Here is a 22,059-nt window from a genome sequence, read left to right as displayed (position 1 = left end):
CGTTCGTCCGTCCCCCACACCGGTCGATGTTGGCGGCGGTTGCCGTCCGCAGCCAGCCGTCGTCAGGCGATCAGCTCGGGTATCTGCCCAGTCAGTGCTGTGAGCAGCCAATCGTGCGCGCTGCCGGGGGTTGGCGGCGGGCGCCCGTCTATCGGACCGATCACCTCGGCCGTAAGCTCCCAATACCGGTCGATCTGCGGATCCTGCGCCAGCTGGCCGGCGAGCCGGCGGCGAAAGTCCACGCCGTCGTAGGTGCCGGATGCGGCGGCGTATGCAGCGACGAAACAGTCCAGTGCCTCTCCTGAATGGGGGGACCGCTCGCGGCGTAGTTGTACCGCCGCCAAGGCGTATGCCTCGCCCAGGCCGTCGTACAACACCGCTGGGCGGAAGTCCGGGGAGGCGCGGTGGGCCGCTGGCTGCCCACGAGGGGCCGTGCTGGTGCATGGGCGGGTCACGTAGGCGTGGAGCCGCGCGAATGCCAGCACCTGCGCGGGAGTGGGGTTGTCCGGTGGTTCCGGCACGGTCTGTTCCATGAAAGCCGCGATCGCGCGCGCGGGCATCCGCGGCGGCAGCCAGCGGCGCCAGAACCGCACCAGCGAGTCCGTGTTGGGGGCGCTGGTCACTGCGCCGAGTAGCAGCAGCCGATCGGCGCGCTCCTGCGGCGAGGATTCCTGGATCATTCGTAGGGCCGCTTCGCGCCAGCGCAGGGTCACCAGCCGGGTGCCGAGTTCGCGCAGCTGCTGGTCGACGACGTCCTCCAGTGCCTGGCCTGCCCCGGCGTCCTCATCGAGGATGCGCCGCACCTGCGGAAGGGGCAGGTCCAGTGCGCGTAACGAGCGGATCAGACGCAGCCGGCCCAGCGCGTCCCGGCCGTAGCGGCGGTGGCCTCCGGAACTGCGGGAGGCCTCCGGCAACAGGCCGCGCTCGGAATAGAAGCGGACCGTCTTGACGGTGACGCCGACGCGCCCGGCGAGCTCGCCGATGCCCCACAAACCGTCGTCGTGCCCTGGCACCACTTGAACCTCCCTCAGGGGGAGTTCCTACCGTATCGGCGTACGCCACAAACGAACGGGAGAGGACCATGACAGCAATACTCCTGGTGCCGACTTCACTGGCGGGCCCATGAGTGACGAGCGTCCCGTACACCTGCGGCCATTCCTGCTGGACACCCCGGACCTGCCGCGCGAGCGGATCGGACACGTCGACCTCTACGTTCCCGCGAAGCACGGACCGCACCCGGCGGTGGTATTCGTACATGGCGGTCCGGTGCCCGCCAACGCCCGGCCCACCCCCCGGGACTGGCCGACCTTGATCGGGCACGCGCGGTTCGCCGCCCAGCACGGAGCGGTGGGGGCGACCCTTAACCATCGGCTGCACGATGCCGGCGACTATCCCCGAGCCGCGCAGGACATCCTGGCCGCGGTGGAACTCGTCAGGGCCGATCCGCGTGTCGACCGGGACCGCATCGCGCTGTGGTTCTTCTCCGGTGGCGGCCTGCTGATCGCGGACTGGCTACGTCGGCCACCGTTCTGGCTCCGCTGCCTGGCTGCGAGCTACCCGCTCCTCGCCCCGTTGCCGGACTGGGGACTCGGCGGCAGCCGCTTCCACCCGGTGAACGCGGTGCGCGAAGCCGGCGGCCTCCCGATCGTCGTGCTCCGCGTGGGACTCGAAGCACCCGAAATCGCCGAGACAGTCGCCGAGTTCATGGCCGCCGCGGAGGACTGCGGAGCCGCAATCGAGGTGATAGACGTGCCGCAGGGACACCACGGCTTCGAGACCGCTGACCCGACCGACACCTCGCGCGAGGCGATCCGCGACGCGATGCGTTGCGTCCTGGCCCATCTGATCGGCACCGACTCCGAGAGGAACTCCGGCATGACGATGAAGATTGACTCCGTGATCGCACGGCAGCGCGTCGACGACCTGGAAGCGGCGATCCCCTTCTACGAGCGCCTGACGGGGCAGCAGGCCGCACGCTTCGCATACGCGGGAGTGCAACTCGCCGGCGTCGGCCCCTTCCTCCTGATCAGCGGCCCCGACGAGGCGGTGCAACAAGCCGCCCGAGTGAATGCCACGGTGGCGACCGCGGATCTGACCGCCGTAATCGAGGAAGCGGTCGCGGCCGGCGCCACCATGGTGATGCCGCCACAGCCCACCCCGAACGGCCTCCGCGCGATACTGCGCCATCCCCACGGAGGCGTGTACGAATACGTCGGCCCCTGAGCCGCCCTCGCCAACGGCTGGCCGATAGCCACCGGCCCGATCGAGGGCGCCCGCAGGCCTAGTCAACCGGACCGTTGCGGACGAGTATTTCGCCGTCTCGGAGAAGGTCGAGGCCCTATACGACACCCCATGGCAGCTGCCGGCCGACGCCGAAGGCTCGGAGATGGCCAAGCTTCGCCGGGAAGTGCACCGCCGGATGCTCGGCAACGGCTACTGCGCTCGCCCCGTCGAGACGGACTGCCACTTCGAGTCGATCTGCGAGTCCTGCACGTTCTTCGTCACCACGATCGAGTTCCGGCCCACCCTCGAACGCCAGCGAGACGACGCGGCGGCCAAAGGACAGGTCGCCCGCGAGCAGATCTTCGCCGGACTCCTCAGCCGACTCGACGGCGAAGCATCCTGACCTCCTCCTGCCGAGGGCTGATCTCGATCAGCTCGATGGCTGAGGCAAAAGTTGGATCACGCCCACCGAGGTGTCCTCGATGGGTGAGGCATGGACGGCGCGGACCATCCAGCTACCGGGCGGCAGGGCGACGGGGGCCTGCTCCGGCATGCCTGCGCCGTTCGGGTACCCGACGCTGACCTCGGCTCCTGCGGTCACGGAGTCCATGAGAACCGCTGGGCCATCTGTCTGCCAAATGCCGCACTCCTCCCACATGGCGGTGGAATCGGCGAGCACCGCCCGGGCCGCGGCGAGCAGGTCGTCCTCGCTGTTGGCGCCCAGCCAGCGAACGAAGGCCCGGTGCTCCGGCAGATAGAAGCTGCTGGCCGGCTCGTCCGCCAGGACAAGCCCCTGGGCACCATCCGCGCCGACGGCGATCACGCCGGCCAGACCCTCCACCTCGCACGCGCGGTCGTAGTCGTCCAGATCGTCATCGCTGCCGACGACCATCCCCGACTGGGTGCAACCATGCCACTGGCTCAGCGCGGAAACCGGCACTGCGATCAGCGGGCCGCCCATGGACTCGACCCAGGTGCGGGAAGGCTCGGCCGAGGCGGCCGCAGTGGAGGAGAACGTCGTCACGACGCCAGTATCCTCGGGGCCTCTGACAGCAAGCGGTCAGGCCGCCCAGCAGCAGCATCTCTTGACACCAAGACCCGCAAATTAGAGGGGTGCCGATCGGCAAGGTCCGCTACGACAATCTGCGCTCGGCGGTCTCGAGGGTGCTGGGCTTCCGGGATCGCCGCGAGGCCGAGCGATGGGTGGCCTTCCGCTCGCACTACGGCCTGGAGGCTTTCTACTGCCAGCCCGGCAAGGAGGGCGCGCACGAGAAGGGCGGAGTGGAGGGCGAGGTGGGCCGCTTCCGCCGCAACCATCTCGTCCCGGTGCCGGAAGTGGGCTCGCTGTCCGAGCTGAACAGCATGATCGACTTATGGGATGAGCAGGACGAGGAGCGGCGGATCGGGAGCCGCCCGCACACCGTCGGGCAGTCCTTCGCGCTGGAGCGCTCGCTGCTGCGGCCACTGCCGGATGAACCCTTTGAGACCGGCCGGGTCTTCAATCCCCGCGTTGATCGATACGGGCAGATCACCGTCCGGCAGGCCCACTATTCAGTGCCGGTCCGGCTGATCGGCCGTCCGGTCCGGGTGCTGCTGCACGCCTCGGAGCTGGTGATCTACGAGGGGCTCAAAGAGGTCGCCCGACATGAGCGGCTCACCCGCCGCGGCCAGTCCCGCTTGGAACTGGACCACTATCTGGAGGCACTGGTGCGCAAGCCCGGTGCCCTACCGGGCGCCACCGCACTGGAACAAGCCCGCGCCGTCGGGAAGTTCACTCCGGTTCACGACGCCTGGTGGTCCGCGGTCCGCCGGGCCCACGGCGACGCGACCGGCACCCGCGAGCTGATCACCGTGCTCCTGCTGCACCGCACCATGACCCACGATCATGTGGTCGCCGGCATCGCGGCCGCTTTGCAGGCCGGCGCGCTGACCGCGGACACCGTCGCGGTCGAGGACCGCAAGGCCGCGCAGGGCGACACCGCGCCAGCCCTCACCCGGGCCACCACCCTGCCGGCGGCCCCACCACAGGTCACCTCGCTCACCCAGCGCCGGCTGACCGCGCTGCCGGTCGACACCCGCCCGCCACCTTCGGTCGCCGCCTACGACGCCTTACTTAAGCACCACCATCCCGCCACCCAGGGAGAGCTGCCATGACCGTCACCCAACCCCGTGGTCTGACCGAGCAGGCCGCCGACGCCGCCGTCGACGCCGCCTGCCGGGTGCTGCGGCTGCCGACCATCCGATCCCAGTTTCCCGCGGCCGCCGATGCCGCCGAACGTGAGCAGATGACCTACCGCGGCTTCCTCGTCGAGTTGCTGATGGCCGAGTGCGAAGACCGCGACCGGCGTCGTTCGGAACGGCGCCTGAAGGCGGCCGGATTCGAGGCCAACCCGCACGTCACCCCGGCTATCGTGCATGCTCTGGCCACCTGCGAGTGGATCCGCAAAGGGTAGCCGCTCTGCCTGATCGGCGACTCCGGCACCGGCAAGTCCCACCTGCTGATCGCGCTGGGCACCGAGGCGGCGATCGCCGGCTTCAAGGTCCGCTACGTGCTCGCCGCCAAGCTCGTCAACGAGCTGGTCGAGGCTGCCGACGGCCGCCAGCTGACCAAGACCATCGCCCGCTACGGTCGCGTCGACCTGCTCTGCATCGACGAACTGGGCTACATGGAACTCGACCGCCGCGGCGCCGAGCTGTTGTTCCAGGTTCTGACGGAGAGGGAGGAGAAGAACAGCGTCGCCATCGCCTCAAACGAGAGCTTCAGCAAAGCGCACATGTTCCGGCGAACTCGTGCGAGGTACTGCCGAAACTTCACGGGTTCATCGGACGGGCGTCGCTGGAGGTGTTGCGGTAGTCGAGGTACTCGCTGCAGACGACACCCTGGTTGACCCAGCGCTCGGGATGCGCCCCAAGCTCACGTTCCGCCAAGCTGATGGCTTCCTCCGGGTCGGCAGCCGTGGTGATCGCTTTTCCCCATGTCTCGTCGTCTGGGTCGAGGGGTGGAAACTCGGTGATGTCCAGGAAGGTGTCGCTGCCGACATCTTCGACATCGCTGAGATAGACGGTGAAACCGGTCCGGCCCGGACTGATTGCGATCCACCGGAGACCGTGTTGGCCGCCTTGTTCGATCGCCCCCAAGAACTGCTCGATCTGCATCCCGCGGCGGAGTGCTCCGAGAGCGAAGGGCGGCGTGAGGTGACGCACTTGTTCAACTCCGTTCTTGCTGGTCATGCAGGCGGCTGGGATCGATGTTGTCGGCAAGATAGATCAGGGCTGCCTGGGGGTCCATGCCGAAGGCCGCGGCGACGAGTTTGGGGTCCATGGTGTTCACCAGGTCGACGAGGCGAGTGCTGCGGATCATCCGGGGTGGATAGCCGCAGTCGTCCAGTACGTGTGAGAGATAAGCGATCGAGGCCGGGCTTCGCCCGGCCTTTGTTCCTTTGGTGACCATGACGTGCGGGTTGTCGGTCGGCCATGCCTCGCGATGGGCCAGAGACCGCTGCAACACCGTCCAGGATGCGGGGTCCAGGGGAACGGGGTGAGGTCGCTTGCCGAGCCGAACGGTTTGGGCGAGCCGGTCCACGTCGTCGAGTTGCAACAACCGGACCTCTGGCACTGGAGGCGCCGTGCAACAGGGCGAGCATTCCCACTAGGGCCTCGTGGGGATGCACCTGCTCGTCGGTGGTCCAGCGGCGGAACATCGCACGCTGCTGGGCAAGGTCGAGGGTCTGGCCACGGAAGGCGTTCGTCCCCTTGGCGACCAGGCCGCGTGTCGGGTCGACGAGCACGAGCCTCTGGGCCCGGGCGAAACGGAAGAACTGCCGCAGCACGGTCAGCCGCCGCTTGCGAGCCTTGGGCAAGATCGTCAGGAAGGCTTCGATGTCGTGCACGTCGACGAGGAGCCAGTCGTTCTTGCTCCGCTCGTTGAGCAGGAAGAGGGCCAGGTCCCGCATGGTCGCCAGGGCGGTTTCTAGGGTGTGATTGCTGCGGGGCCGGGTGCCGGCCCGCCGGGCCCGCTCCTGAGCTCGCATCCGGGAGATGTCAAAGGCCGCGACTGCCTGCCGCAGGGGCTCGGGGACCGCCTCGACGCGGCGCCGGCGCCGGCCTGCGGCGAGTCGTTCGGCCTGGTCGGTGGGCAGTGCCAGACCGCGGATGGTGAAAAAGTCCTCCAGCGCACGGGCGAAAGAGCCCATCGATCGTCCCGGTCGGCGGGCTCGCTCCAGCAGGGCCTGGGGCGAATTGGAGTGGTCGTCCTCCAGGAGCCGTCCCAGGTCGGTGACGAAGCCGCAGGCTCGGGCGACGCAGTGGTGGGCGGCGACCTGCGCGACGAAGTCGTCGAGCCAGACGGGTGGGTCGACAAGTCGTTCCTGCAGGTGTTCCCCGCAGACGAAGGGACGGCCGGGGTGCTTTTGCCAGCAGGCCGAGCACAGCCCCAGTCCGGAATGCCTGCGCATCTGCCCGCACTCGCGGCAGATCCGTGGCGGCTTCTTCTGCGGTCGGGGCCGGGAACAGTGACCGCACCAGCCGGTCGTCTCACGCAGATAGCCCGGCTTACCGCAGCGCGGACACGGCCGCTGGATCGCGCGTCGGTCGCCTTTGCGGCGGCAGTCACGGCAGAGCTGACTCTGTGGTGATCGCACCGGATGTCCGCACTTCTCGCAGGCGCGCGAGCAGATCACGCACCGGCCGGTGGCCTCCTGCAGGACCCGCTCGCGGCCGCAGGCCGGGCAGGTGTTCTTGGCCTGCTGTTCCTCACGACGGCGCCAGCACAAGCAGCACAGTTCGCGGTCGAGATATCCGACCGGGGCTCCGCAGGTGACGCAGTCACGTTGCTTCTTACCCACCGCCGCCTCCGTGTCACAGCGGCGGCATCGACCGGCCCCGGCCGGAGGCGGCCCGCGGGAGGTCGGCCACCGGGCGAGGGGGTGCGATCGGCCGCTCAACGGGGGTGGTGTCGACCTCGATCAAGTCATTGGGGGTGCAGTCCAGTGCGGTGCACAACGCCGCCAGGGTGGTCATCTTCACCTGGGCGGGTTCCTTGGTGAACAGCGCGGACACCGATGCTGAGGACAACTCCAGGCCAGCCTTCTCCGCCAGGAGTCGGCGCAATTCCGTGCCGGTCCACACCTCTCGCTGGGCGGCGGCCATCCGCAGCCGCCATTGGATCTTCATGCCGTGGTGTCCTTCCCGCTCAGCTCGGCCAGGGTCCCGGCGACCGCCCGCTGATAGGCGTCTTCGATGAAGGTCGCCGAGGGCCGGACATAACGCATGGTCTAACTGACCGTCCAGTGACCGAGCATCTGCTGGATCGCCACGAGATCGACGCCGCGTTCATAGTTGTGGGTCGCGCACGCTCGCCGCAGGGCATGCGGGCTGAACCGCTCGTTCGTTGGCTGGCCTTCGAGTTCCATCAAATAGCGGAGCCGATTGCGGATAGTCCCGCGATGCAGAGGGCCGCCGGACTCGTCGGCGAACAACACGGGAGAGTCAGGGAACTTGGGCCGCACATCGTCCAGGAACCACCGCAGCACCAGATCGAGCCCGTCGAGCATGGGCACCCACCGCGGCCGGGGCCCGGAAGTATGGGCGCCCTTGCCGAAACGCACGTGGAGCTTGCCGAACGGGCCGCGGACAAAGTGCAGGTCGGGCTTCTCCAGCAGCGAGGCTTCCTCCGAGCGGAGCCCGGCGTGATACAGCGTCCGGAACATCGCATAGTCCCTCGCTGCGGGTCCGTACTTCCTCGCGGTCGCGATCCGCTGCTTCATAAAGGCGAAGAACTCCTCCACCCGCTCCGGCGTCGGAGGCGGCAGCAGGGCCGGGGAGTCGTCGCCGACGTGTCGGGAGGCATTGAAATCATCGATCGGGCAGACGAGCCGGACACCGAAGGCAGCCTCGATCTCGGCAGCCTTGCGGGCCTGCAGAAACCGATGGAACCCTTTGAAGATCTGCACATACTCGCGTCGGGTCGAGGTCTTGCGGCCCTGCACCGCGAGGTCACCCACCACCCGGTCGACATCCTCCGGAGTGACCTCCCACGCCGGCCGGCCCAGAGCCTTCAGCGTCCGCTCCAGCAGCCCGATGTCGTTGTCGATGGTCACCGGACTAAAGCCGCGAACTCGCCAGGAGGCGACGAACGCGTCGACGCACGCAGCCTGGAACTGCCACGGGTCCGTGACCAACGGCTCCTGCGGGACGGCTCCGCCCGCGATGACCTGCAGTCTCGCCTCGGCCACGGCACACCTTCCTCGCACCTGAACGGTCAAGGTGGCACCTTCAAAATTGCGGCATCACCACGAGAACCAACGAGGACCGTTTGAGAGGGATACGGCCAGGTGGCAGCGGCAACTCTTGTGAGGGAACAAGTGCCAGCCCCAGATGGCTGGACCAAGACCTTCACCGATCCCCGGCTCTGCGCCGCCATCGTCGACCGCCTCACCTTCGGCAGCAACATCATCGAGACCGGGAGCGATTCCTACCGACTCGCCCAGACCCGCAGCCAGCAGACCGCTGACAGTGGCTGACCCGGCAGATCTGGCCGGTCACTGCACTCGCGCGGCCGCTTCTGCGGGGGTGTCGTAATAGCCCGGTCGGGCCAGCAGCACCGAGTTGAAGTAGTAGCCCTGCTCTTCCTCCGGCTCATCATCGGCAGCGAACGGCCGCCAGAAACTCAGCAGCAGATCCGGCGCGATGAACGAAGCAGGATCGTCGGGATCCGGCTCGATCGTGGCGACGTTCGACATCCGGCGCACGACCTCCGCCGCCGGCAACCCGAACACGTCGACGCCGCGGAAGTGCACGTGGTCCGTTGCCGCTGACGGGCGGCCGAGCTCGACGGCCTTCAGCCGGCCCTGCATACAGTGGATGCTGATCATGAGTCCGCTCGGCCGGAAGATGTGCTGTCCCGGTTGATCCGATGCAGAGATCGACGCCACGTCACGCAGTCCCAGAATGGCGGCATCCGCATCGTCACGAGGCATGCCGATGATCAGCGGGCCGATGCCGGTGGGCGGCTCAAGAACGAACTCCATCCCGGCATGATCTCAGCATCTCATCCGGGAGTTACGGCCGCCCCAGGTGGGGCCAACTCTCGTTCCCGATCAAGCGCCCAGAACCCGCGAAGTGGGGCCAGAACCCGCTCCTCGGCGGAGCCGAGTCCCGTTCCCAGAGCCAGGCATTGGGTACGGGGCGGATCCGGATGTCTATGCCCTCGCCTGCCTCGTCGGTGCCGGTCCTGTAGACCCACGTGCAGGGCTTTGAGCCCACGCCCAAGGAGATACCGCTCCTACTGCACCTGTGCGTGCCGTCGCCGTGCATGCCGCACGTCATGAGCGGGCACGCGAGCGCGATCGACGCCCCTTGACAGCAGAAATGCGCTGGATCACACCAGCCCTTGAGCGCACCTGTTCTTCGATCGTGAACCCCGCGGAGACGAGGACCGGGCACGGCCGGCGCGTCTGGTGATCGGCAGCCATCCGCACCGCCGCCTTCTCCAGCAATCGCTGCAAAAGCCGGACGGGCAGGTGATGGCTGGCGACGTGGCCCAGAAGCAGCAGCCTGCCCCCAGGCCGAAGGACTCGGTGCGTCTCCCCCACCGCAGCCCGGTCGTCGGGGATGGCGTTCAGCCCCAGGGTGCAGACGTCGGTGTCGAAGCAGGCGTCGTCGAACGGGAGCGCCTGTCCGTCGGCCTCCCCGAGATCCGCCGTCAGGCCCTGCTGCCGCGCCCGCCCGTGGGTGTCTATGCGCGAGGCACTGGATCGTCCTGCGCCGTTCGTCGCTGTGTCGAACTACGGGACAGGCGGTGATCCGAAGGCGCGTGGCCGTCGCTTGAGCAGCGAGCCGACATGCACCGTCACCGGCAAGGTCTCCCGACTCCGGCTCGAGGACGAGACAGGCGACGTGATCGGTCGCCTGTCAACTGCGGAGGCAGGTCGCCTGCAGTACTTCCCCGTCGACTATCCATGGTCTGGCCGCGACATCGCGCAGCAGATCGGCAGCACCATGCCACCGCTGCCGGCTGCTCATGTCCTGGCCGCAGCGCTCGGGAGGACCGTGCCGGACGGCGGTTACGCCAACACCTGGATCTCCGCGCCCGGCCACGCGAGAGCAACGCCGGCTCGAAGATTCAGTGAGATCGCTCAGCCTTAGCCGCACCGGGGACGCGCGGGGCCGAGAGGCACCTCGTGACGGCCGTCTCGACGTCGGGCCTGAAGCTCGTGCCGACCCAGGCCGTCTAGGCCGCCACCACCACCTCCGTCTCGCCCGGTTACGTACGCACCGAACTCGTCGACTCCATGGACATGCCGCCGGAGGTACGCGAGCAGGTCCAGCGCAACATGACCGACCTCGGCATCGATCCGGACGCCGTGGCCCGGACCATCGCGGTCGCCATTGAGCAGCCGCGGGGCGTCGAGATCGGCGAGATCGTCGTCCGCCCCCCGGCAAGGCTGAGCCCCATCACCCATCGTGGGTGATGGGTCGGCCCTCTGACCTGTTTAGAGTCCGGGTCGCAGGAGCAGGAGGGGGTCACGGCCAGGTCGCCGGCTCCCTCGCCTCGAGGGAGGGAAATGGTGTGCCATGAGTGATCTGCGTAATGCGCGAATGGCCGGCGACGAGACGATCGAGACCCCCTTCGGCTCACTCGAGCTGGAGCACACCTTCCCGAACGACGAGTCATCCGCAGTGCTATTCGATCAATTCGACTTGCAGCGCGCCGCCCAGGCGTACTTATGGGCGCTGCCCCTCGTCGGGTTCGCCACCTGGCGCGATCGTGCAATGGAGACGTTCGGGGCGAAGGATGTCGGCGACTTCGTGGTGTACGACTCGCTGCGCGAGAAGCGCGGCATTGTGACCGCGAATCTCACCACCCCGTACATCATCAACTTCACCAACCTCAGCGACGGCCCGGTCCTGATCGACTACCCGGCAGGCCCGACAGCGGGCGGGGTGCTGGACTTCTGGCAGCGCCCGGTCGTGGACCTCGGCCTGACCGGCCCGGACCAGGGCGAGGGCGGCGGCTACGTCGTACTCGGCCCCGGCCACGACGCCGCCCCCTTCGCGGACTCCGGCAGGTTCGTGGCGCATGCGCAGACGGCGAATGTCTTTATCGCCTTCCGCGTCCTGACCCAGGACCCGTCGCTGATGGCCGCGGCCAAGGCGGGCCTGAAGGTCTCGCGCGCCGGCTCCGATCCCGTGCCGGTGCAGTTCATCGAGGGCGTCGACCGCGAGTGGAGTGCCACCCCCGACCGCGGCCTGCGGTTCTGGGAGGTGCTGGCGGCCGTGCTGGATGAGGAGCCGGTCCGCGAGGTCGACAAAGGATTCATGGCGATGCTCGAACCTCTCGGCATCGCCAAGGGCCGGACTTTCGAGCCCGACGAGCGGCAGCGCCGCATCCTGGCCGAAGCCGCCGCGCTCGGAGAGCTGTACGTCCGCAATCTCCAGGTCAACCCCCGCTACACCACCCCGTACTGGCCGGCCACGCACTGGTACAAGCTGATCGACTTCGAGCTCGAGCAGGAGACCGACACCATCCTGCAGCTCGACCAGCGGGCCACCTTGTTCTACGAGGCCGTCACCACCACCAAGGGCATGGCCCACCCCACCCCCGGTGCCGGCCAGGCCTACCTGACCGCCAAACGCGACAGCGCCGGCCGCCTGCTGCGCGCCGACCGCAGCTACCGCCTCCACGTATCCGCGCCCGTGCCCGTCGCGCAGTTCTGGTCGCTCAGTCTCTACAGCGAGAACACCCGCCGCCCCTACGACAACGGCGGAACCGACATCCGCAGCGTCAGCCTCGACAGCCGCGACGAGCAACTGCAGTTCAACGAGGACGGCAGCATCGACCTCTACATCGGGCCGACCGCCCCCGACGGCGCCCGTACCAACTGGATGCAGACCGTCGCCGAGGACGGCTGGTTCGTCTACTTCCGCCTCTACGCGCCCAGCCAGCCGTTCTTCGACAAGTCCTGGGCGCTGCCCGACTTCCACCCGCTGTGAGCGCGATCAGTCCGCCACCGTGGCGTCGAGGATGCCGTAGCGGCCCGTAAGGCCCGCGGCCTCGGTTCTGTTGGTGGCGTGGATCTTGCGGAGTAGCGCTGAGATCATCCGCTTGGCGGTGCGATCCGAGGCCAGCATGCGCTGGGCGAAGTCGCTGTATCCACGCCCCGCGCAAGGAGGGCCCAAAGCTGCAGCTCCTGGGCGGAGAGCTTGTCCAGGAGCTCGCCCGGGAGACTTGCGTGCCGTGGCCAACAAGGCGTCGACCATGTCGCGTTCGAGCACGCAGAGACCGCTGGCGATGGTGAGCAGAGGCGCGACGAGAACGGCCGGGTCGGATGACTTGGTGAGGAAGCCGTGAGCGCCAGCCATCAGGGCCTGTTGACCGAGTTCGAGGTCATCGGTGCCGGTGAGGACGATCACCCTGGTCCCTGGTCGACCCGGCTGGGGGTTGAGGGTCGTCGGTTCAAATCCCGCCGTCCCGACACGGTGACCAGCGGCTTTGCCCATAAGGCGGGGGTCTCGTTGTGGAGTACACGTGATGGCGCCGTGACGGCGGCACTTCCGCCATCAATCACGCAGCGTGCGCACCCGCCGCACGGTCGGATTCTTTGAGGGCGCGCTCGAACGCGGTGACCGGGTCTGCGAGCGGCGGCGGGCTCAGGCGGCCAGCAGATGTGACGGCGGGCAGGGGCCGGTCGAGTCGCGGACGACGAGCTCCGCCGAGAGCTGGATATGCATGCCGGGGGCTCCTCACCGTTGCGGTCGCGCCCGTCTGCGACAAGGGCCGCCGCACGGTCGTCATCGCGGGCGAGACGACCTCGGTCGCCTCCGCGATGCTTGGCGAGGGTCTGCCGTACGGACCGGAAGCGGTCACGAACCACTGGGACGCCATGCCCTGGGCAGGGTCGACTATCTCCAGCGCTGTTGCAGCCGCCCGATCGGCGTCGCCCTTGCCGAGTTCTACGTTGGTGAGCGCCGAGGCTCATCAGTGCCCCGGCGAACTGCACCTCGACGAGGCCGGACTGCGCGTATCGCGTTTCGGCAGGCTCCTCGTCCCGGTGAATCCTGCCGGCATGCAGCGGTTCTCCCGCTCCCATACCGGGCCCACGGCCGCTGCACCTTGCTAATCTCGCCCCGCCGCGGTCCGGTCAACCGAACACCGCGTCGTGGAAGGCGATTTCCGCTTCCAGCATGCCGGTGAACCAGCGGGTCAGCCGCTCCTGGGGGATGTCGTCCGGGAGGGCGTCGACCTCCGCCGCAAGCGCCCGTACCCCGTCCCGGAATGCCTGGTCGGCGTGGAGCGCCACCCAGGCACTCATTGCGCCGTCGGGGACGGTGCCGCGTTCGTGTGCCCGGGTGCACCAGGTGAGGTAGAGGCTCTCCGCCGCGAACAGCATGGTCATCACCGCCGGGTAGCCGCCCTCCCGCGCCGCGTCGAGCGCGTACCGCGACAGCACCTCGGCCCGTCGGGCGGCGCCCGGCCGGGCGGGGACGGGCCAGGCGGCGCGGGCGGCGCGGAAGTAGTCCGCCTGGGTGGTGGTCAGCGCGTGGACGGCACGGGCGTTGCGCTCCAGCGCCGTCCGGTCCGGGGCTCCCCACACGGCCAGTCCGTGCAGCCGGGTGGCCGTCTCCACGAACGCAGCCTCGATCTCCAGGTAGTCGGCGTAGTCGGCGTCGCTGATCGTGCCGGCCGTGACCTCGGTGACGAAGCGCATGCGCAGTGCTTGTTCCATGACCGGGGCGGTGGCTCCAAGGAGCCGCTCGGACCGGCTCACCGGGAGAGCCATTCGACGAGGCCGCCGAAGACCCGGGCGTAGCCGTCCCACCGCTCACAGAACGCTGGGGGCGCCCAGTGCGGGGAGCAGTCGGAGGTGAACACCGCCGACCGCCCCGCGCCGTACACGGCCACCGCCACCAGGGGGTCGCCGGCCAAGGTGGCCAGGACCTCGGTGCCCGGACGTGGCCGGACGCGGTTGTAGCCGAGCAGCGGTGGCCATTCGCCGGTCACCCCGCCGAGGGCGGGATGGCCTGCGTCGACAGCCGACGGGCGGCCGCCCGCCGGGAGTTCGACGCGGTCGTCCTCGGGCAGCAGCTCGACCGGCAGCACCTCGTGCAGCGCAGTGTTGCGGTAGGCGGCCTTGCCCTCGAAACCGGTGAAGGAGAGATAGCCGCCGACCATCAGCAGCCCGCCGCCGTCGCCGACCCATCCGCGCAGTGCCTCGATCCGGTCGGCCCCCGGTGTGCCCCGCTCGAACACCTCGGGAGAGAGCTGGAGGGAGTTCGCCCCGATGTCGGAGAGGACGACGACGTCGTAGCGGGCGAGCGCCTCGGCGTCGCCCGGGAACTGCCCGGGTACCAGATGCGCGGGCAGGTGCGTGACCTCGTGCCCGCGGCCCTCCAGCGCGCGGCGCAACGGCTCGACTCCGGTCACATAGGCGCTGGTGGTGAACGAGTCGACCCCCTTGATGTGTGTGGACTGGGAGATCCAGCTCTCACCGGCGATCAGGACGCGGCTCACAGGGTGCTCCTTCGTAACGGGAAGTAAGTGGAAAGGTGGGGCGTGGTCAGGGCGCGGCGGCGTGCTCGAACAGCCGGGCCGGATTGGTGTGCAGCAGCTCCATGGCGGGCTGCCGGGCCACGCCCTCTTCGACGAGGCGTGGGAGAAACAGCTCGGGTACGTAGCGGAAGCCGTTGCCGCCGTAGGCGGTGAGCATGCTCTTGAGGAACACATCGTGGCTGAGCAGCAGCCGGTCGCCGTGTCCGCGGGCGATGAGCCCGGCGATGGCGCGCGCGGTTTCGTGGGGTGCCGGGGACTGCCCCTCGCCGGGGTAGCGGAACGGCATGCCGACCATGTCGAATTCGAGCCAGACGCCGCGGTCGGCCACCGACCGCTGATAGTCCGGGTCGGCGTGCGAGGGGTCCATATGGCACAGCACCACGGCGGCCGGCGCCACCCCGTACTCGCCCAGTACCAGGTCGAGGACCTCATGGGCGCGGCGCTGCCAGCCGGGCAGATGGACGTACAGAGGGACACCGGTGTCGCGCTGGGCGCGCGCGGCGGCGCGCAGCGCGGTGTGCTCGCCCTCGGTGAACCGCGGGGAGACGCCGATCTCGCCGATGACGCCCGGCCGGATCCCGGTGGACTCGGCTCCCTCGGCGAACTCGGCCAGCAGTGCGACGGCAAGCGGGCGCTCGTCCGCCGGTGACAGCGGCCGGGGATGATACGGCTCCAGGTACCAGCCGCTGCCCATAACCACCCGTACGCCGGTGTCCTCGGAGAACGCGCGCAGCGCCGCCGGGTCGCGGCCCGGTCCGGCCGGGGTGACGTCGACGATCGTGCCGCCCCCGGCGGCGGCGAACGCGCGCAGATCGGCCAGCATCGCTTCGGCGTCGTCGAGCACACAGTGGTCGAGGCAGGCATAGGGCCAGTCGCGCAGCAGCCAGGCCAGTTCGGGTGTGGTGCGGGCGTCGCGCAGATGACCGAGCCGGGGGTCGGGCGGAGTGGTGACGGCTTTGCGGACGTCGTTGCCCAGATGCTCATGGGTGAGGGTGAGGCCGAGCCCGGTGGTGGGAACGGGCCCGGTCACCGTGGTCACGGTGCGGGGGGAAGGGCCGCTCATGAGCGGCCCGTCCAATGGGCGAACAGGTCGGCCATCGCCCGGCCGCGCAGGTTGAACCAGATCGCGGCGAGCAGCACGAGTCCGGTGACGATGGGGGTGAGGAACGGGCTCACACCCAGCAGGTTGAGGCCGTTGGCGATGACTCCGGTGATGAGGGCGCCGATGACGGTGCCGAGCACGGTGCCCCGGCCGCCGAACAGATTGGTGCCACCGAGCACGACCGCGGCGATCACGGTGAGTTCGAAGCCCTGTCCGGAGTTGGCGGAGCCGGAGCCGAGCCTGGCCGCGGTGAGCAGCCCGGCGAGACCGGCGGCCACGCCGGTCAGCATCAAGGTGATCATCTTGATCCGGGCGGTGTTCACCCCCGCCCGTCGTACCGACTCCTCCTGGGAGCCGATGCCGTTGACGTGGGTGCCGAACGGCAGTTTCGACAGCAGGACCGCTCCGACGGCGACCGTGGCCAGGGCGATCCAGGCCAGTGCGGACAGCCCGAGGAAGGAGGCGTCGCCGAGCTTGGCGACGAAGAGCCGGGCGTCGACGGGGACGGAGAACCCCTTGGTCCACAGCTGTGCCAGACCGCGGACGACCGACATGGTGGCGAGGGTGACGATGAACGGGGGGATCTTCTGATACGCCGACAGCCATCCGTTGACGGCGCCCCAGAAGAGCCCGGCGAGCAGCGCCACGACGATCACCACGGAGGAGTCCCAGCCGGATTGCAGCATCTCGGCGGTGCAGGTGGCGGTGAACGCGAGGATCGAGCCCACGGACAGATCGATCTGCCCGGTACTGATCACGAAGGTCATGGCAACCGCCACGATCAGGGTGATCGCCACCTGGGTGGCCAGGTTGGCCAGATTGGTGAAGGTCAGGAAGTTGGGGGCGGCGATGCCGAAGCCGAGGAAGAGCGCGACCGCCACGCCGAGCATGGCCAGGGTGGCCTTGTTGGCGCGCTGCCAGCGGCCCGGCGGCCGGCCCAGTACGGCGGTGGTGCGTATCGCGGTGTCGGCGCTCATCTCAGGCCACCTCCTGGGTGCCGGGCCCGCCGTTCGTGGCGCCGGATCGGGTGATCATGGCGACGAGCCGTTCGATGTCGAGATCGGAGATCGAGGCGTCCTCGACGCTGCGGCCCTCGTACATCACGGTGATCCGGTCGCAGACCTCGAACAGGTCCTGCAGCCGGTGGGTGATCAGGATGACGCCGACGCCCTGGGCGGCGACGTCGCGGATCATCTTGAGCACCTGCCGGACCTCGGCGACGGCGAGGGCGGCGGTGGGTTCGTCCAGGATCAGTACGCGCGGGCGGAACGACACCGCACGGGCGATCGCCACGGCCTGCCGCTGTCCTCCGGACAGCTCGCCGATCTCCTGGTAGGTGGATTTCACCCGGACGTGCAGTTCAGAGAGGGTTTCGGCCGCTTGGGCATGCATCGTCGCGCGGTCGATGAAGGGGCCTTTGCGTGGTTCACGGCCGAGGAACAGGTTGCTGGCCACATCGAGGGTGTCGCACAGGGCGAGGTCCTGGTAGACGATGCCGACCCGCTCGCGCCGGGCGTCGGCGGGGCTGGTGAAGCGGACGTCACGGCCGTCGATGGAGATCTGCCCGCTGTCGTGCTGGACCGCTCCGGCCAGGACCTTCATCAGGGTCGACTTCCCGGCGCCGTTGTCGCCGACCAGGCCGAGCACCTCGCCTGGGGCCAGGGTCAGGTCGACGCCGCGCAGCGAGCGGACGGCGCCGAATGATTTGGTGATTCCTCGCAGGGAGACCAGCGCGCTCTCGCCCATCACTTCTCCAGGTAGTAGAGGTAGTTCTTGACGTTGTCCGGGGTCACCAGCTGGGTGGGAACGGGCACGTTCTTGCGGGCGGTGCGGCCGCAGGCCAGGTCGATCGCGGAGTTCATGGCCTCGTAGCCGAACCGGAAGGTGTTCTGCTGCAGCACGCCGGTGATCCAGCCGGCCCGCAGTCCGTCGACGGCCTGGCTGGACAGGTCCCATCCGACGACCTTGACGTTCTTGGTGCGGTTCTGGCCGACCACGGCGGCGGACAGGCCGATCAGGGCGGGTTCACCGGTGGCGTAGGCGTACTTCAGGTCGGGGTCGCGGGTGAGCAGGTTCTCGGCGGCGGTCTGGGCGTTCTCCTGGATGTTGCGGCCGTCGACCACGTTCTGGATCTTCATGCCCTTGGCGGTGACGGCGTCGGTGAAACCTTTCTGCCGCTCGTTCTGGATGGTGCTGCTGAGCGCGCCGACGATGCCGATCCCACCGCGGTTGCCGGCCGTCTTCAGCAGGGCCTCGCCGATCCGCCGGCCGCCCTCCGCGTTGCCGACGCCGACCTGCACCGAAACCGCGGGGTCGTCGACGGTGGCGTCCACGGCGACGACCGGCACGCCCGCCGCCTTGGCCCGGCGGATGGCGGGCCTGATGCCCTCGGTGTCGACCGCGTCCACGATGATGGCGTCGTAGTGGTTGGCCACCAGGTCGTCGATGGCGTTGGCCTGCGTGGCGGAGTCGTCGTTGCCGTTGACGATCTGGGTCTTCACCCCGGCCTTGCGGGCCACGGTCCGGGCGCCGGTGTTGATCTGGTTGAAGAACAGCGCCTGGAGGTTGATGGGCACGATACCGATCTTCGGAGCGTGGCCGCGGACGGTACAGGAGCGGGCGACCTCCGCAGGCGGCGGCGGGCCCTGCTCGGCGCTCTTCTTCTCGGCCGCCATCTCGCGGCGGGCCTGGGTGTCGCAGCCGACGGTCGTCAGCAGCAGGCTCAGCGCGACCACGGCCGTCACTTTCTGGCGCATCTGCTCTCCTTGTCTTACCTGGTGCGGGTCGGCTCCGGGGTTTCGGGAGTGGGGTGGTCCGAGAGCCAGGAGTCGATGTCCCGGCGACCGGGCAGCCCGTCACGGGCACCACGCCGGGTACAGGACAGTCCGGCGGCGACGGCGGCGAAGCGCGCCGCCTCCAACGGGGTCCGGCCCCGGTCGAGTTCGGCGCAGTATGCGCCGGTGAAGCAGTCTCCGGCCCCCGTGGCGTCGACCGTGTCCACCTCGATCGCCGGACCGTGGTGGCGTTCACCGGCCGGGGTCAGCAGGGTCCAGCCGCGCGAACCGTCGGTCACGATCAGATGGACGTCCAGGTCGGCGGCGACCCGGACCAGGTCCGGATCTCCGCCCAGCAGCGCGACGGCCAGTGGCCGGCCGACGACGGCGTGATCGGCCGCGGAGAGCGCGGTGCGCATCGCCTCCGCCCGGTCGCAGCCGTCGAGGTCCACCACCAGGCCCGGTCCCGGCCTCCCGGGCGGGGCGTCGGCGGCTGCCTCGGCCAGTACGTCGGCGGCCTCGGGAAAGCGGTAGCCGTCGAGGTAGAGCCAGTTGGCCCCGGCCGCGCGCGCGGCCCGTACCGTACGGCTGATGTGCCCGGCGTCCAGCTCGTCGTCCTGGCTGATGACGGCCCGTTCGCCGTCCGGGGTGAGCAGCACGACGGCGGTGGTGAGGGTGCCGGTGCGAGCGGTCCAGTCGGTACGGACCCCGTCGGCGGCGAGCGCGGCGAGGAACGCCGTGCTCTGCGGCTCCGGTCCGACCACACCGGCGAACCACGCGTCGGCCCCCGCGCGGGCTGCGGCCACCGAGGCGTTGGCGGCCATCCCACCGTGGCCCCGGCGGACGGCGGTCGCCTGCACGCGGCCACCGGGAGCGGGAAGCGCCGGCACACCGACGGTCAGGTCGATGTTGGCGTACCCGCAGAAGACGATCACGGGAGCACCACTCCGGCCTTGGCCGCCGCGGTGGTCAGCTCGCGGACCTTGGCCCGGTCGACCCGGCCCCACCAGCGGCCGTTGTCCTTCACCGAGGACGCGACGATCACCCCGTCGCAAGCCGGCAGCAGACCGCCGATGTTGTCCGCGGTGATACCGGAGCCGATCACCACCGGCAGAGTGGTGTGGGCGGATATGCCCTCGACCTCCTCCAGCGATGCGGCGTCACCGGTCCGCGAGCCGGTAGCGATCAGCACATCGGCACCGAAGAACTCGGCGTCCTCGGTCTGTTCGGCCAGCGTGCGGTCGGCGACGATGGCGTGCGAACCGTGCTTGACGTGCACATCGGCGAAGACCTTGACCGGGCCGGCACCGATCCGGCTGCGGTAGCGGGTGGCGTGTGCCGACTGGCCCTCGATGATGCCCTCGTTGGCGACATAGGCATTGGCCCACTGGTTGACCCGTACGAATCCGGCGCCGCCGCACCAGGCGGAGGCCGTGGAGCACTCGGCGGCGTTGGACAGCACGCTGACCCCGAGCCCGCCGCCGGCTCCCGCCAGCACGGCGTGCCGCACCCGGTCGGTCACCACGGCCATCGCCGCCGAGGTCTCATAACCGTGTTCGCCCGGTTTGAGGAACGGGATGTCCCAGTGGTTCTCCACGATCAGCCCGTGGCAGCCGCCCTCCAGATAGGCCCGCGCCTCCTCGACCGCGAAGGCGCAGATCTCGTCCAGCGGGACGCCCTTGTAGTGCGGGCTGCCGGGCAGCGGCGGCAGGTGCACCACACCGATGACGACCTGCGGAGTTCCGAACAGCTCCTTGATCGCGTTCGGTCGGGGCGGGAAGACCCCAAGGCCGCTTGTACTCCCGGACGTCGTCATCGGGCCACCTTTACGCAATCGATTACAGTTGAACTGCGGAGGACCGTAGGCAAGGGTCAGCAGCCGTGTCAAGGCTCTATGCTGATGAAACACGTCAGGTCACATCGGTATTTGAGCCAGGTGACCGCCATGTTTCCGGGCAGGAAGGCAATCGATTGCAGCGGGTCACGATCGCTCAGGTCGCCGAGCGGGCCGGTGTCTCCACCGCCACCGTGTCGCGGGTGCTCTCCGGGCGGGGCCAGTTCTCGGCCGCGGTCGAACGCAAGGTCCGCCGCGCCGCCGACGACCTGGGCTATCAGGTCAATGTCATCGCCAGGTCGCTGCGCAACAGCCGCACCGACACCGTGGGGATGGTCGTGCCCAGCATCACCAACCCGTTCTTCACCTCCCTGGTAGAGAGCGTGGAACACGCCCTGGGGAAGGAGGGCAAGGAGCTGTTCCTGTGCGACGCGCGCTCCGACCCGCGGATCGAGGCGCGCCGGCTGGCCTCGCTCGCCGCGCGCAACGTCGACGGCATCATCGTCAGCCCGAGCCATGGCGTCGACAGCCGGCCCGCCGTACAGCAGACCGCGGAGCAGCTGCCGCTCGTCCAGCTCGACCGATTCGTCGACGGCACCACCACCGACTGGGTCGGCGTCGACGACGTCGCGGCGATGCGGCAGGTCATGGACCACCTCCACGACGGCGGGGCGCGGTCCGCGGCCTACATCGGCTCGCTGATGACCCACTCCTCCACTGAGCAGCGGTTCGCCGGGTTCCGGCGGCGTGCCGAGGAGCTGAACATCGAGGTGAAACCGCACGAGGTGCTACTCGGGGACTACAGCGTCGAGTGGGGCGAGGAGGCCGTGGCCCGGCTGATCGCGGAGGGCGGCCTTCCGGACGCGCTCGTATGCGCCGATGACCTCATCGCGCTCGGGGCCACCCGCGCCTGCCGGGCCCACGGTTTCTCGGTGCCCCGGCAGGTGCAGGTGACCGGATACGACGACATCGAGTTCTCCCGGCTGGCCGAACCGGCCCTGACCACAGTCCATCAGCCCCGCGACCGGATCGCCGCGGAGGCGGTGCGGCTGCTGGCCGCGGCGAGCCTGGCCAAGGATGCCGAGCGCGGTCCGCACGCGCATATCGCACTCGTGCCGACCCTGGTGGTGCGCGACAGCACCCGGGCCGCACCAGCGCCCCAGCACCGCATATGACGACGACTCACCACACCCCCGGGAGCACCCCGATGAACGCGCGGACGCCTGGCGCGGTGCGACGGACCTCGCGCGGCGGCTGGTGCGGATCGACACCCGGGGCGGCCGGGAGGCACCGGTCGCCACCGCACTGGTAGCGGACCGGCTGGACGGGATCTTCACCTTCGGCGAGGTGTGAACCCGGGGTCCCTCCGGGTTCACTCGACTCCTTTACTCGGCTGAGTACGCTGGTTGCCGACCTCGAGGAAGGACCGGAGCACGCCGCTCAGGGGCACCTGAGCTGGAGGTCAAGGGGTCGTGGGTTCAAATCCCGCCGTCCCGACATTCCGAAGGGTCTTCGCAGGTCAACACCTGTGAGGGCCCTTCTGTCGTTCTCCGGTCGATCGCTCCGAGGTCGAGCA

The 22,059-nt window shown here is 69.2% G+C and carries 25 protein-coding genes and 3 pseudogenes; 11 read left to right on the top strand and 17 right to left on the bottom strand.

The features are described 5' to 3' along the window. Positions 1-62: 62 nt before the first annotated feature. The gene (locus tag G5C51_RS01400; RefSeq protein ID WP_420824776.1) at positions 63-1,013 is read right to left on the bottom strand and encodes a helix-turn-helix domain-containing protein; all 951 of its coding nucleotides are present in this window, start codon (positions 1,011-1,013) and stop codon (positions 63-65) included. Positions 1,014-1,137: 124 nt separating this feature from the next. Between G5C51_RS01400 and G5C51_RS01395 the strand changes: the two are divergent. The 3 genes and pseudogenes from G5C51_RS01395 to G5C51_RS01385 form a co-directional block, all read left to right on the top strand. Continuing rightward, positions 1,138-1,845: pseudogene (locus tag G5C51_RS01395) on the top strand (alpha/beta hydrolase); the annotation flags it as partial. Next, positions 1,822-2,223 (top strand): VOC family protein, encoded by a 402-nt coding sequence (locus tag G5C51_RS01390; RefSeq protein WP_338117972.1) that lies wholly within the window; start codon positions 1,822-1,824, stop codon positions 2,221-2,223. The pseudogene G5C51_RS01395 and the gene G5C51_RS01390, both read left to right, overlap by 24 nt. Positions 2,224-2,386: 163 nt before the next feature. After that, the gene (locus G5C51_RS01385; protein WP_165230106.1) at positions 2,387-2,626 is read left to right on the top strand and encodes a hypothetical protein; all 240 of its coding nucleotides are present in this window, start codon (positions 2,387-2,389) and stop codon (positions 2,624-2,626) included. A gap of 27 nt (positions 2,627-2,653) precedes the next feature. On the opposite strand, the gene G5C51_RS01380 is transcribed toward G5C51_RS01385, so the two are convergent. Continuing rightward, positions 2,654-3,247, bottom strand: a complete 594-nt coding sequence (locus tag G5C51_RS01380) for an Imm21 family immunity protein (protein ID WP_338117971.1) — start codon at positions 3,245-3,247, stop codon at positions 2,654-2,656. An 89-nt stretch (positions 3,248-3,336) separates the two neighbouring features. On the opposite strand from G5C51_RS01380, the gene G5C51_RS42745 reads away from it, so the two are divergent. Further along, the gene (locus tag G5C51_RS42745; protein WP_240929297.1) at positions 3,337-4,377 is read left to right on the top strand and encodes a Mu transposase domain-containing protein; all 1,041 of its coding nucleotides are present in this window, start codon (positions 3,337-3,339) and stop codon (positions 4,375-4,377) included. Next, positions 4,374-4,985, top strand: a pseudogene (locus G5C51_RS01370) (ATP-binding protein); the annotation flags it as partial. The gene G5C51_RS42745 and the pseudogene G5C51_RS01370, both read left to right, overlap by 4 nt. Positions 4,986-5,034: 49 nt before the next feature. Here the strand turns inward: G5C51_RS01370 and G5C51_RS01365 are convergent. Both G5C51_RS01365 and G5C51_RS42740 read right to left on the bottom strand, forming a co-directional pair. Beyond that, positions 5,035-5,454 carry a hypothetical protein gene (locus G5C51_RS01365; RefSeq protein WP_165230103.1) on the bottom strand — a complete coding sequence of 140 codons (420 nt, stop codon included), beginning with the start codon at positions 5,452-5,454 and terminating at the stop codon, positions 5,035-5,037. Then, on the bottom strand, positions 5,432-5,821 hold the full coding sequence (locus G5C51_RS42740) for a hypothetical protein (RefSeq protein WP_240929296.1): 390 nt from the start codon (positions 5,819-5,821) through the stop codon (positions 5,432-5,434). The genes G5C51_RS01365 and G5C51_RS42740 overlap by 23 nt, the downstream gene beginning before the upstream one ends. A 67-nt stretch (positions 5,822-5,888) precedes the next feature. Between G5C51_RS42740 and G5C51_RS42735 the strand changes: the two genes are divergently transcribed. Then, positions 5,889-6,197 (top strand): hypothetical protein, encoded by a 309-nt coding sequence (locus tag G5C51_RS42735; protein ID WP_240929295.1) that lies wholly within the window; start codon positions 5,889-5,891, stop codon positions 6,195-6,197. 883 nt (positions 6,198-7,080) lie between these two features. Here the strand turns inward: G5C51_RS42735 and G5C51_RS01355 are convergent. Further along, positions 7,081-7,395: a helix-turn-helix domain-containing protein gene (locus G5C51_RS01355; RefSeq protein ID WP_165230100.1), complete on the bottom strand. Its 315-nt coding sequence runs from the start codon at positions 7,393-7,395 to the stop codon at positions 7,081-7,083. A 101-nt stretch (positions 7,396-7,496) separates the two neighbouring features. Continuing rightward, positions 7,497-8,456, bottom strand: coding sequence for a tyrosine-type recombinase/integrase (locus G5C51_RS01350; RefSeq protein WP_338117970.1), 960 nt, complete (start codon positions 8,454-8,456; stop codon positions 7,497-7,499). 144 nt (positions 8,457-8,600) lie between these two features. Between G5C51_RS01350 and G5C51_RS01345 the strand changes: the two are divergent. Further along, positions 8,601-8,744: pseudogene (locus tag G5C51_RS01345) on the top strand (ATP-binding protein); the annotation flags it as partial. An 18-nt stretch (positions 8,745-8,762) separates the two neighbouring features. Here G5C51_RS01345 and G5C51_RS01340 read toward each other — a convergent pair. Together G5C51_RS01340 and G5C51_RS44220 are read right to left on the bottom strand one after the other, a co-directional pair. Beyond that, on the bottom strand, positions 8,763-9,251 hold the full coding sequence (locus tag G5C51_RS01340; protein ID WP_165230097.1) for a hypothetical protein: 489 nt from the start codon (positions 9,249-9,251) through the stop codon (positions 8,763-8,765). A 294-nt stretch (positions 9,252-9,545) separates the two neighbouring features. Continuing rightward, a complete protein-coding gene (locus G5C51_RS44220) occupies positions 9,546-9,962 on the bottom strand; it encodes a class I SAM-dependent methyltransferase (protein ID WP_165230145.1) in 417 nt (138 codons plus the stop codon). Between G5C51_RS44220 and G5C51_RS01330 the strand changes: the two genes are divergently transcribed. From G5C51_RS01330 to G5C51_RS01320, 3 genes are all read left to right on the top strand, one after another. Beyond that, complete coding sequence (locus tag G5C51_RS01330) at positions 9,961-10,368, top strand: DNA cytosine methyltransferase (protein WP_206313287.1); 408 nt, start codon at positions 9,961-9,963, stop codon at positions 10,366-10,368. The two genes, G5C51_RS44220 and G5C51_RS01330, sit on opposite strands and share 2 nt — an antisense overlap. A 146-nt stretch (positions 10,369-10,514) precedes the next feature. After that, positions 10,515-10,694, top strand: coding sequence for a hypothetical protein (locus G5C51_RS42455; protein WP_206313286.1), 180 nt, complete (start codon positions 10,515-10,517; stop codon positions 10,692-10,694). Between the two features lie 103 nt (positions 10,695-10,797). Then, positions 10,798-12,216 carry a DUF1254 domain-containing protein gene (locus G5C51_RS01320; RefSeq protein ID WP_165230094.1) on the top strand — a complete coding sequence of 473 codons (1,419 nt, stop codon included), beginning with the start codon at positions 10,798-10,800 and terminating at the stop codon, positions 12,214-12,216. Positions 12,217-12,222: 6 nt separating this feature from the next. On the opposite strand, the gene G5C51_RS01315 is transcribed toward G5C51_RS01320, so the two are convergent. From G5C51_RS01315 to G5C51_RS01275, 9 genes are all read right to left on the bottom strand, one after another. Continuing rightward, complete coding sequence (locus G5C51_RS01315) at positions 12,223-12,636, bottom strand: helix-turn-helix domain-containing protein (protein ID WP_165230091.1); 414 nt, start codon at positions 12,634-12,636, stop codon at positions 12,223-12,225. Positions 12,637-13,364: 728 nt separating this feature from the next. Then, positions 13,365-13,949, bottom strand: coding sequence for a TenA family protein (locus G5C51_RS01310; protein WP_165230087.1), 585 nt, complete (start codon positions 13,947-13,949; stop codon positions 13,365-13,367). A gap of 38 nt (positions 13,950-13,987) precedes the next feature. Then, a complete protein-coding gene (locus G5C51_RS01305) occupies positions 13,988-14,734 on the bottom strand; it encodes a glutamine amidotransferase (protein WP_165230085.1) in 747 nt (248 codons plus the stop codon). A 46-nt stretch (positions 14,735-14,780) separates the two neighbouring features. Continuing rightward, entirely contained in the window at positions 14,781-15,803 is a 1,023-nt protein-coding gene (locus G5C51_RS01300; protein ID WP_338117969.1) for a phosphotriesterase family protein, read from the bottom strand. A gap of 29 nt (positions 15,804-15,832) precedes the next feature. Continuing rightward, entirely contained in the window at positions 15,833-16,852 is a 1,020-nt protein-coding gene (locus G5C51_RS01295; RefSeq protein ID WP_165230079.1) for an ABC transporter permease, read from the bottom strand. A 1-nt stretch (position 16,853) separates the two neighbouring features. Then, a complete protein-coding gene (locus G5C51_RS01290) occupies positions 16,854-17,621 on the bottom strand; it encodes an ATP-binding cassette domain-containing protein (protein WP_165230076.1) in 768 nt (255 codons plus the stop codon). Next, positions 17,621-18,631 carry a substrate-binding domain-containing protein gene (locus G5C51_RS01285; protein ID WP_165230073.1) on the bottom strand — a complete coding sequence of 337 codons (1,011 nt, stop codon included), beginning with the start codon at positions 18,629-18,631 and terminating at the stop codon, positions 17,621-17,623. The genes G5C51_RS01290 and G5C51_RS01285 overlap by 1 nt, the downstream gene beginning before the upstream one ends. 14 nt (positions 18,632-18,645) lie before the next feature. Then, on the bottom strand, positions 18,646-19,584 hold the full coding sequence (locus G5C51_RS01280; RefSeq protein WP_165230070.1) for a PfkB family carbohydrate kinase: 939 nt from the start codon (positions 19,582-19,584) through the stop codon (positions 18,646-18,648). Further along, positions 19,581-20,465 (bottom strand): BtpA family protein, encoded by an 885-nt coding sequence (locus G5C51_RS01275; RefSeq protein ID WP_165230067.1) that lies wholly within the window; start codon positions 20,463-20,465, stop codon positions 19,581-19,583. The genes G5C51_RS01280 and G5C51_RS01275 overlap by 4 nt, the downstream gene beginning before the upstream one ends. Positions 20,466-20,620: 155 nt before the next feature. Between G5C51_RS01275 and G5C51_RS01270 the strand changes: the two genes are divergently transcribed. Further along, a complete protein-coding gene (locus G5C51_RS01270) occupies positions 20,621-21,658 on the top strand; it encodes a LacI family DNA-binding transcriptional regulator (protein WP_165230064.1) in 1,038 nt (345 codons plus the stop codon). The last annotated feature ends 401 nt before the right edge of the window (positions 21,659-22,059 follow it).

The organism is Streptomyces coryli (assembly GCF_011044975.1).
GTDB classification, from domain to species: Bacteria; Actinomycetota; Actinomycetes; order Streptomycetales; family Streptomycetaceae; genus Streptomyces; species Streptomyces coryli.
The sequence above is the reverse complement of the archived record's forward strand: the minus strand, read 5'-3'. Positions and strand labels throughout refer to the sequence as shown.

What these genes read in the sequence shown, in the direction of transcription:
- G5C51_RS01330 (WP_206313287.1), top strand. Translation starts at nt 9,961, where the DNA reads ATGCGCGAGGCACTGGATCGTCCTGCGCCGTTCGTCGCTGTGTCGAAC.
- G5C51_RS01290 (WP_165230076.1), bottom strand. Translation starts at nt 17,621, where the DNA reads ATGGGCGAGAGCGCGCTGGTCTCCCTGCGAGGAATCACCAAATCATTC.
- G5C51_RS01385 (WP_165230106.1), top strand. Translation starts at nt 2,387, where the DNA reads ATGGCCAAGCTTCGCCGGGAAGTGCACCGCCGGATGCTCGGCAACGGC.
- G5C51_RS01310 (WP_165230087.1), bottom strand. Translation starts at nt 13,949, where the DNA reads ATGGAACAAGCACTGCGCATGCGCTTCGTCACCGAGGTCACGGCCGGC.
- G5C51_RS01390 (WP_338117972.1), top strand. Translation starts at nt 1,822, where the DNA reads ATGCGTTGCGTCCTGGCCCATCTGATCGGCACCGACTCCGAGAGGAAC.
- G5C51_RS01355 (WP_165230100.1), bottom strand. Translation starts at nt 7,395, where the DNA reads ATGAAGATCCAATGGCGGCTGCGGATGGCCGCCGCCCAGCGAGAGGTG.
- G5C51_RS01285 (WP_165230073.1), bottom strand. Translation starts at nt 18,631, where the DNA reads ATGCGCCAGAAAGTGACGGCCGTGGTCGCGCTGAGCCTGCTGCTGACG.
- G5C51_RS01365 (WP_165230103.1), bottom strand. Translation starts at nt 5,454, where the DNA reads ATGACCAGCAAGAACGGAGTTGAACAAGTGCGTCACCTCACGCCGCCC.
- G5C51_RS01340 (WP_165230097.1), bottom strand. Translation starts at nt 9,251, where the DNA reads ATGGAGTTCGTTCTTGAGCCGCCCACCGGCATCGGCCCGCTGATCATC.
- G5C51_RS42735 (WP_240929295.1), top strand. Translation starts at nt 5,889, where the DNA reads ATGCACCTGCTCGTCGGTGGTCCAGCGGCGGAACATCGCACGCTGCTG.
- G5C51_RS01320 (WP_165230094.1), top strand. Translation starts at nt 10,798, where the DNA reads ATGAGTGATCTGCGTAATGCGCGAATGGCCGGCGACGAGACGATCGAG.
- G5C51_RS01275 (WP_165230067.1), bottom strand. Translation starts at nt 20,465, where the DNA reads ATGACGACGTCCGGGAGTACAAGCGGCCTTGGGGTCTTCCCGCCCCGA.
- G5C51_RS42455 (WP_206313286.1), top strand. Translation starts at nt 10,515, where the DNA reads ATGGACATGCCGCCGGAGGTACGCGAGCAGGTCCAGCGCAACATGACC.
- G5C51_RS01295 (WP_165230079.1), bottom strand. Translation starts at nt 16,852, where the DNA reads ATGAGCGCCGACACCGCGATACGCACCACCGCCGTACTGGGCCGGCCG.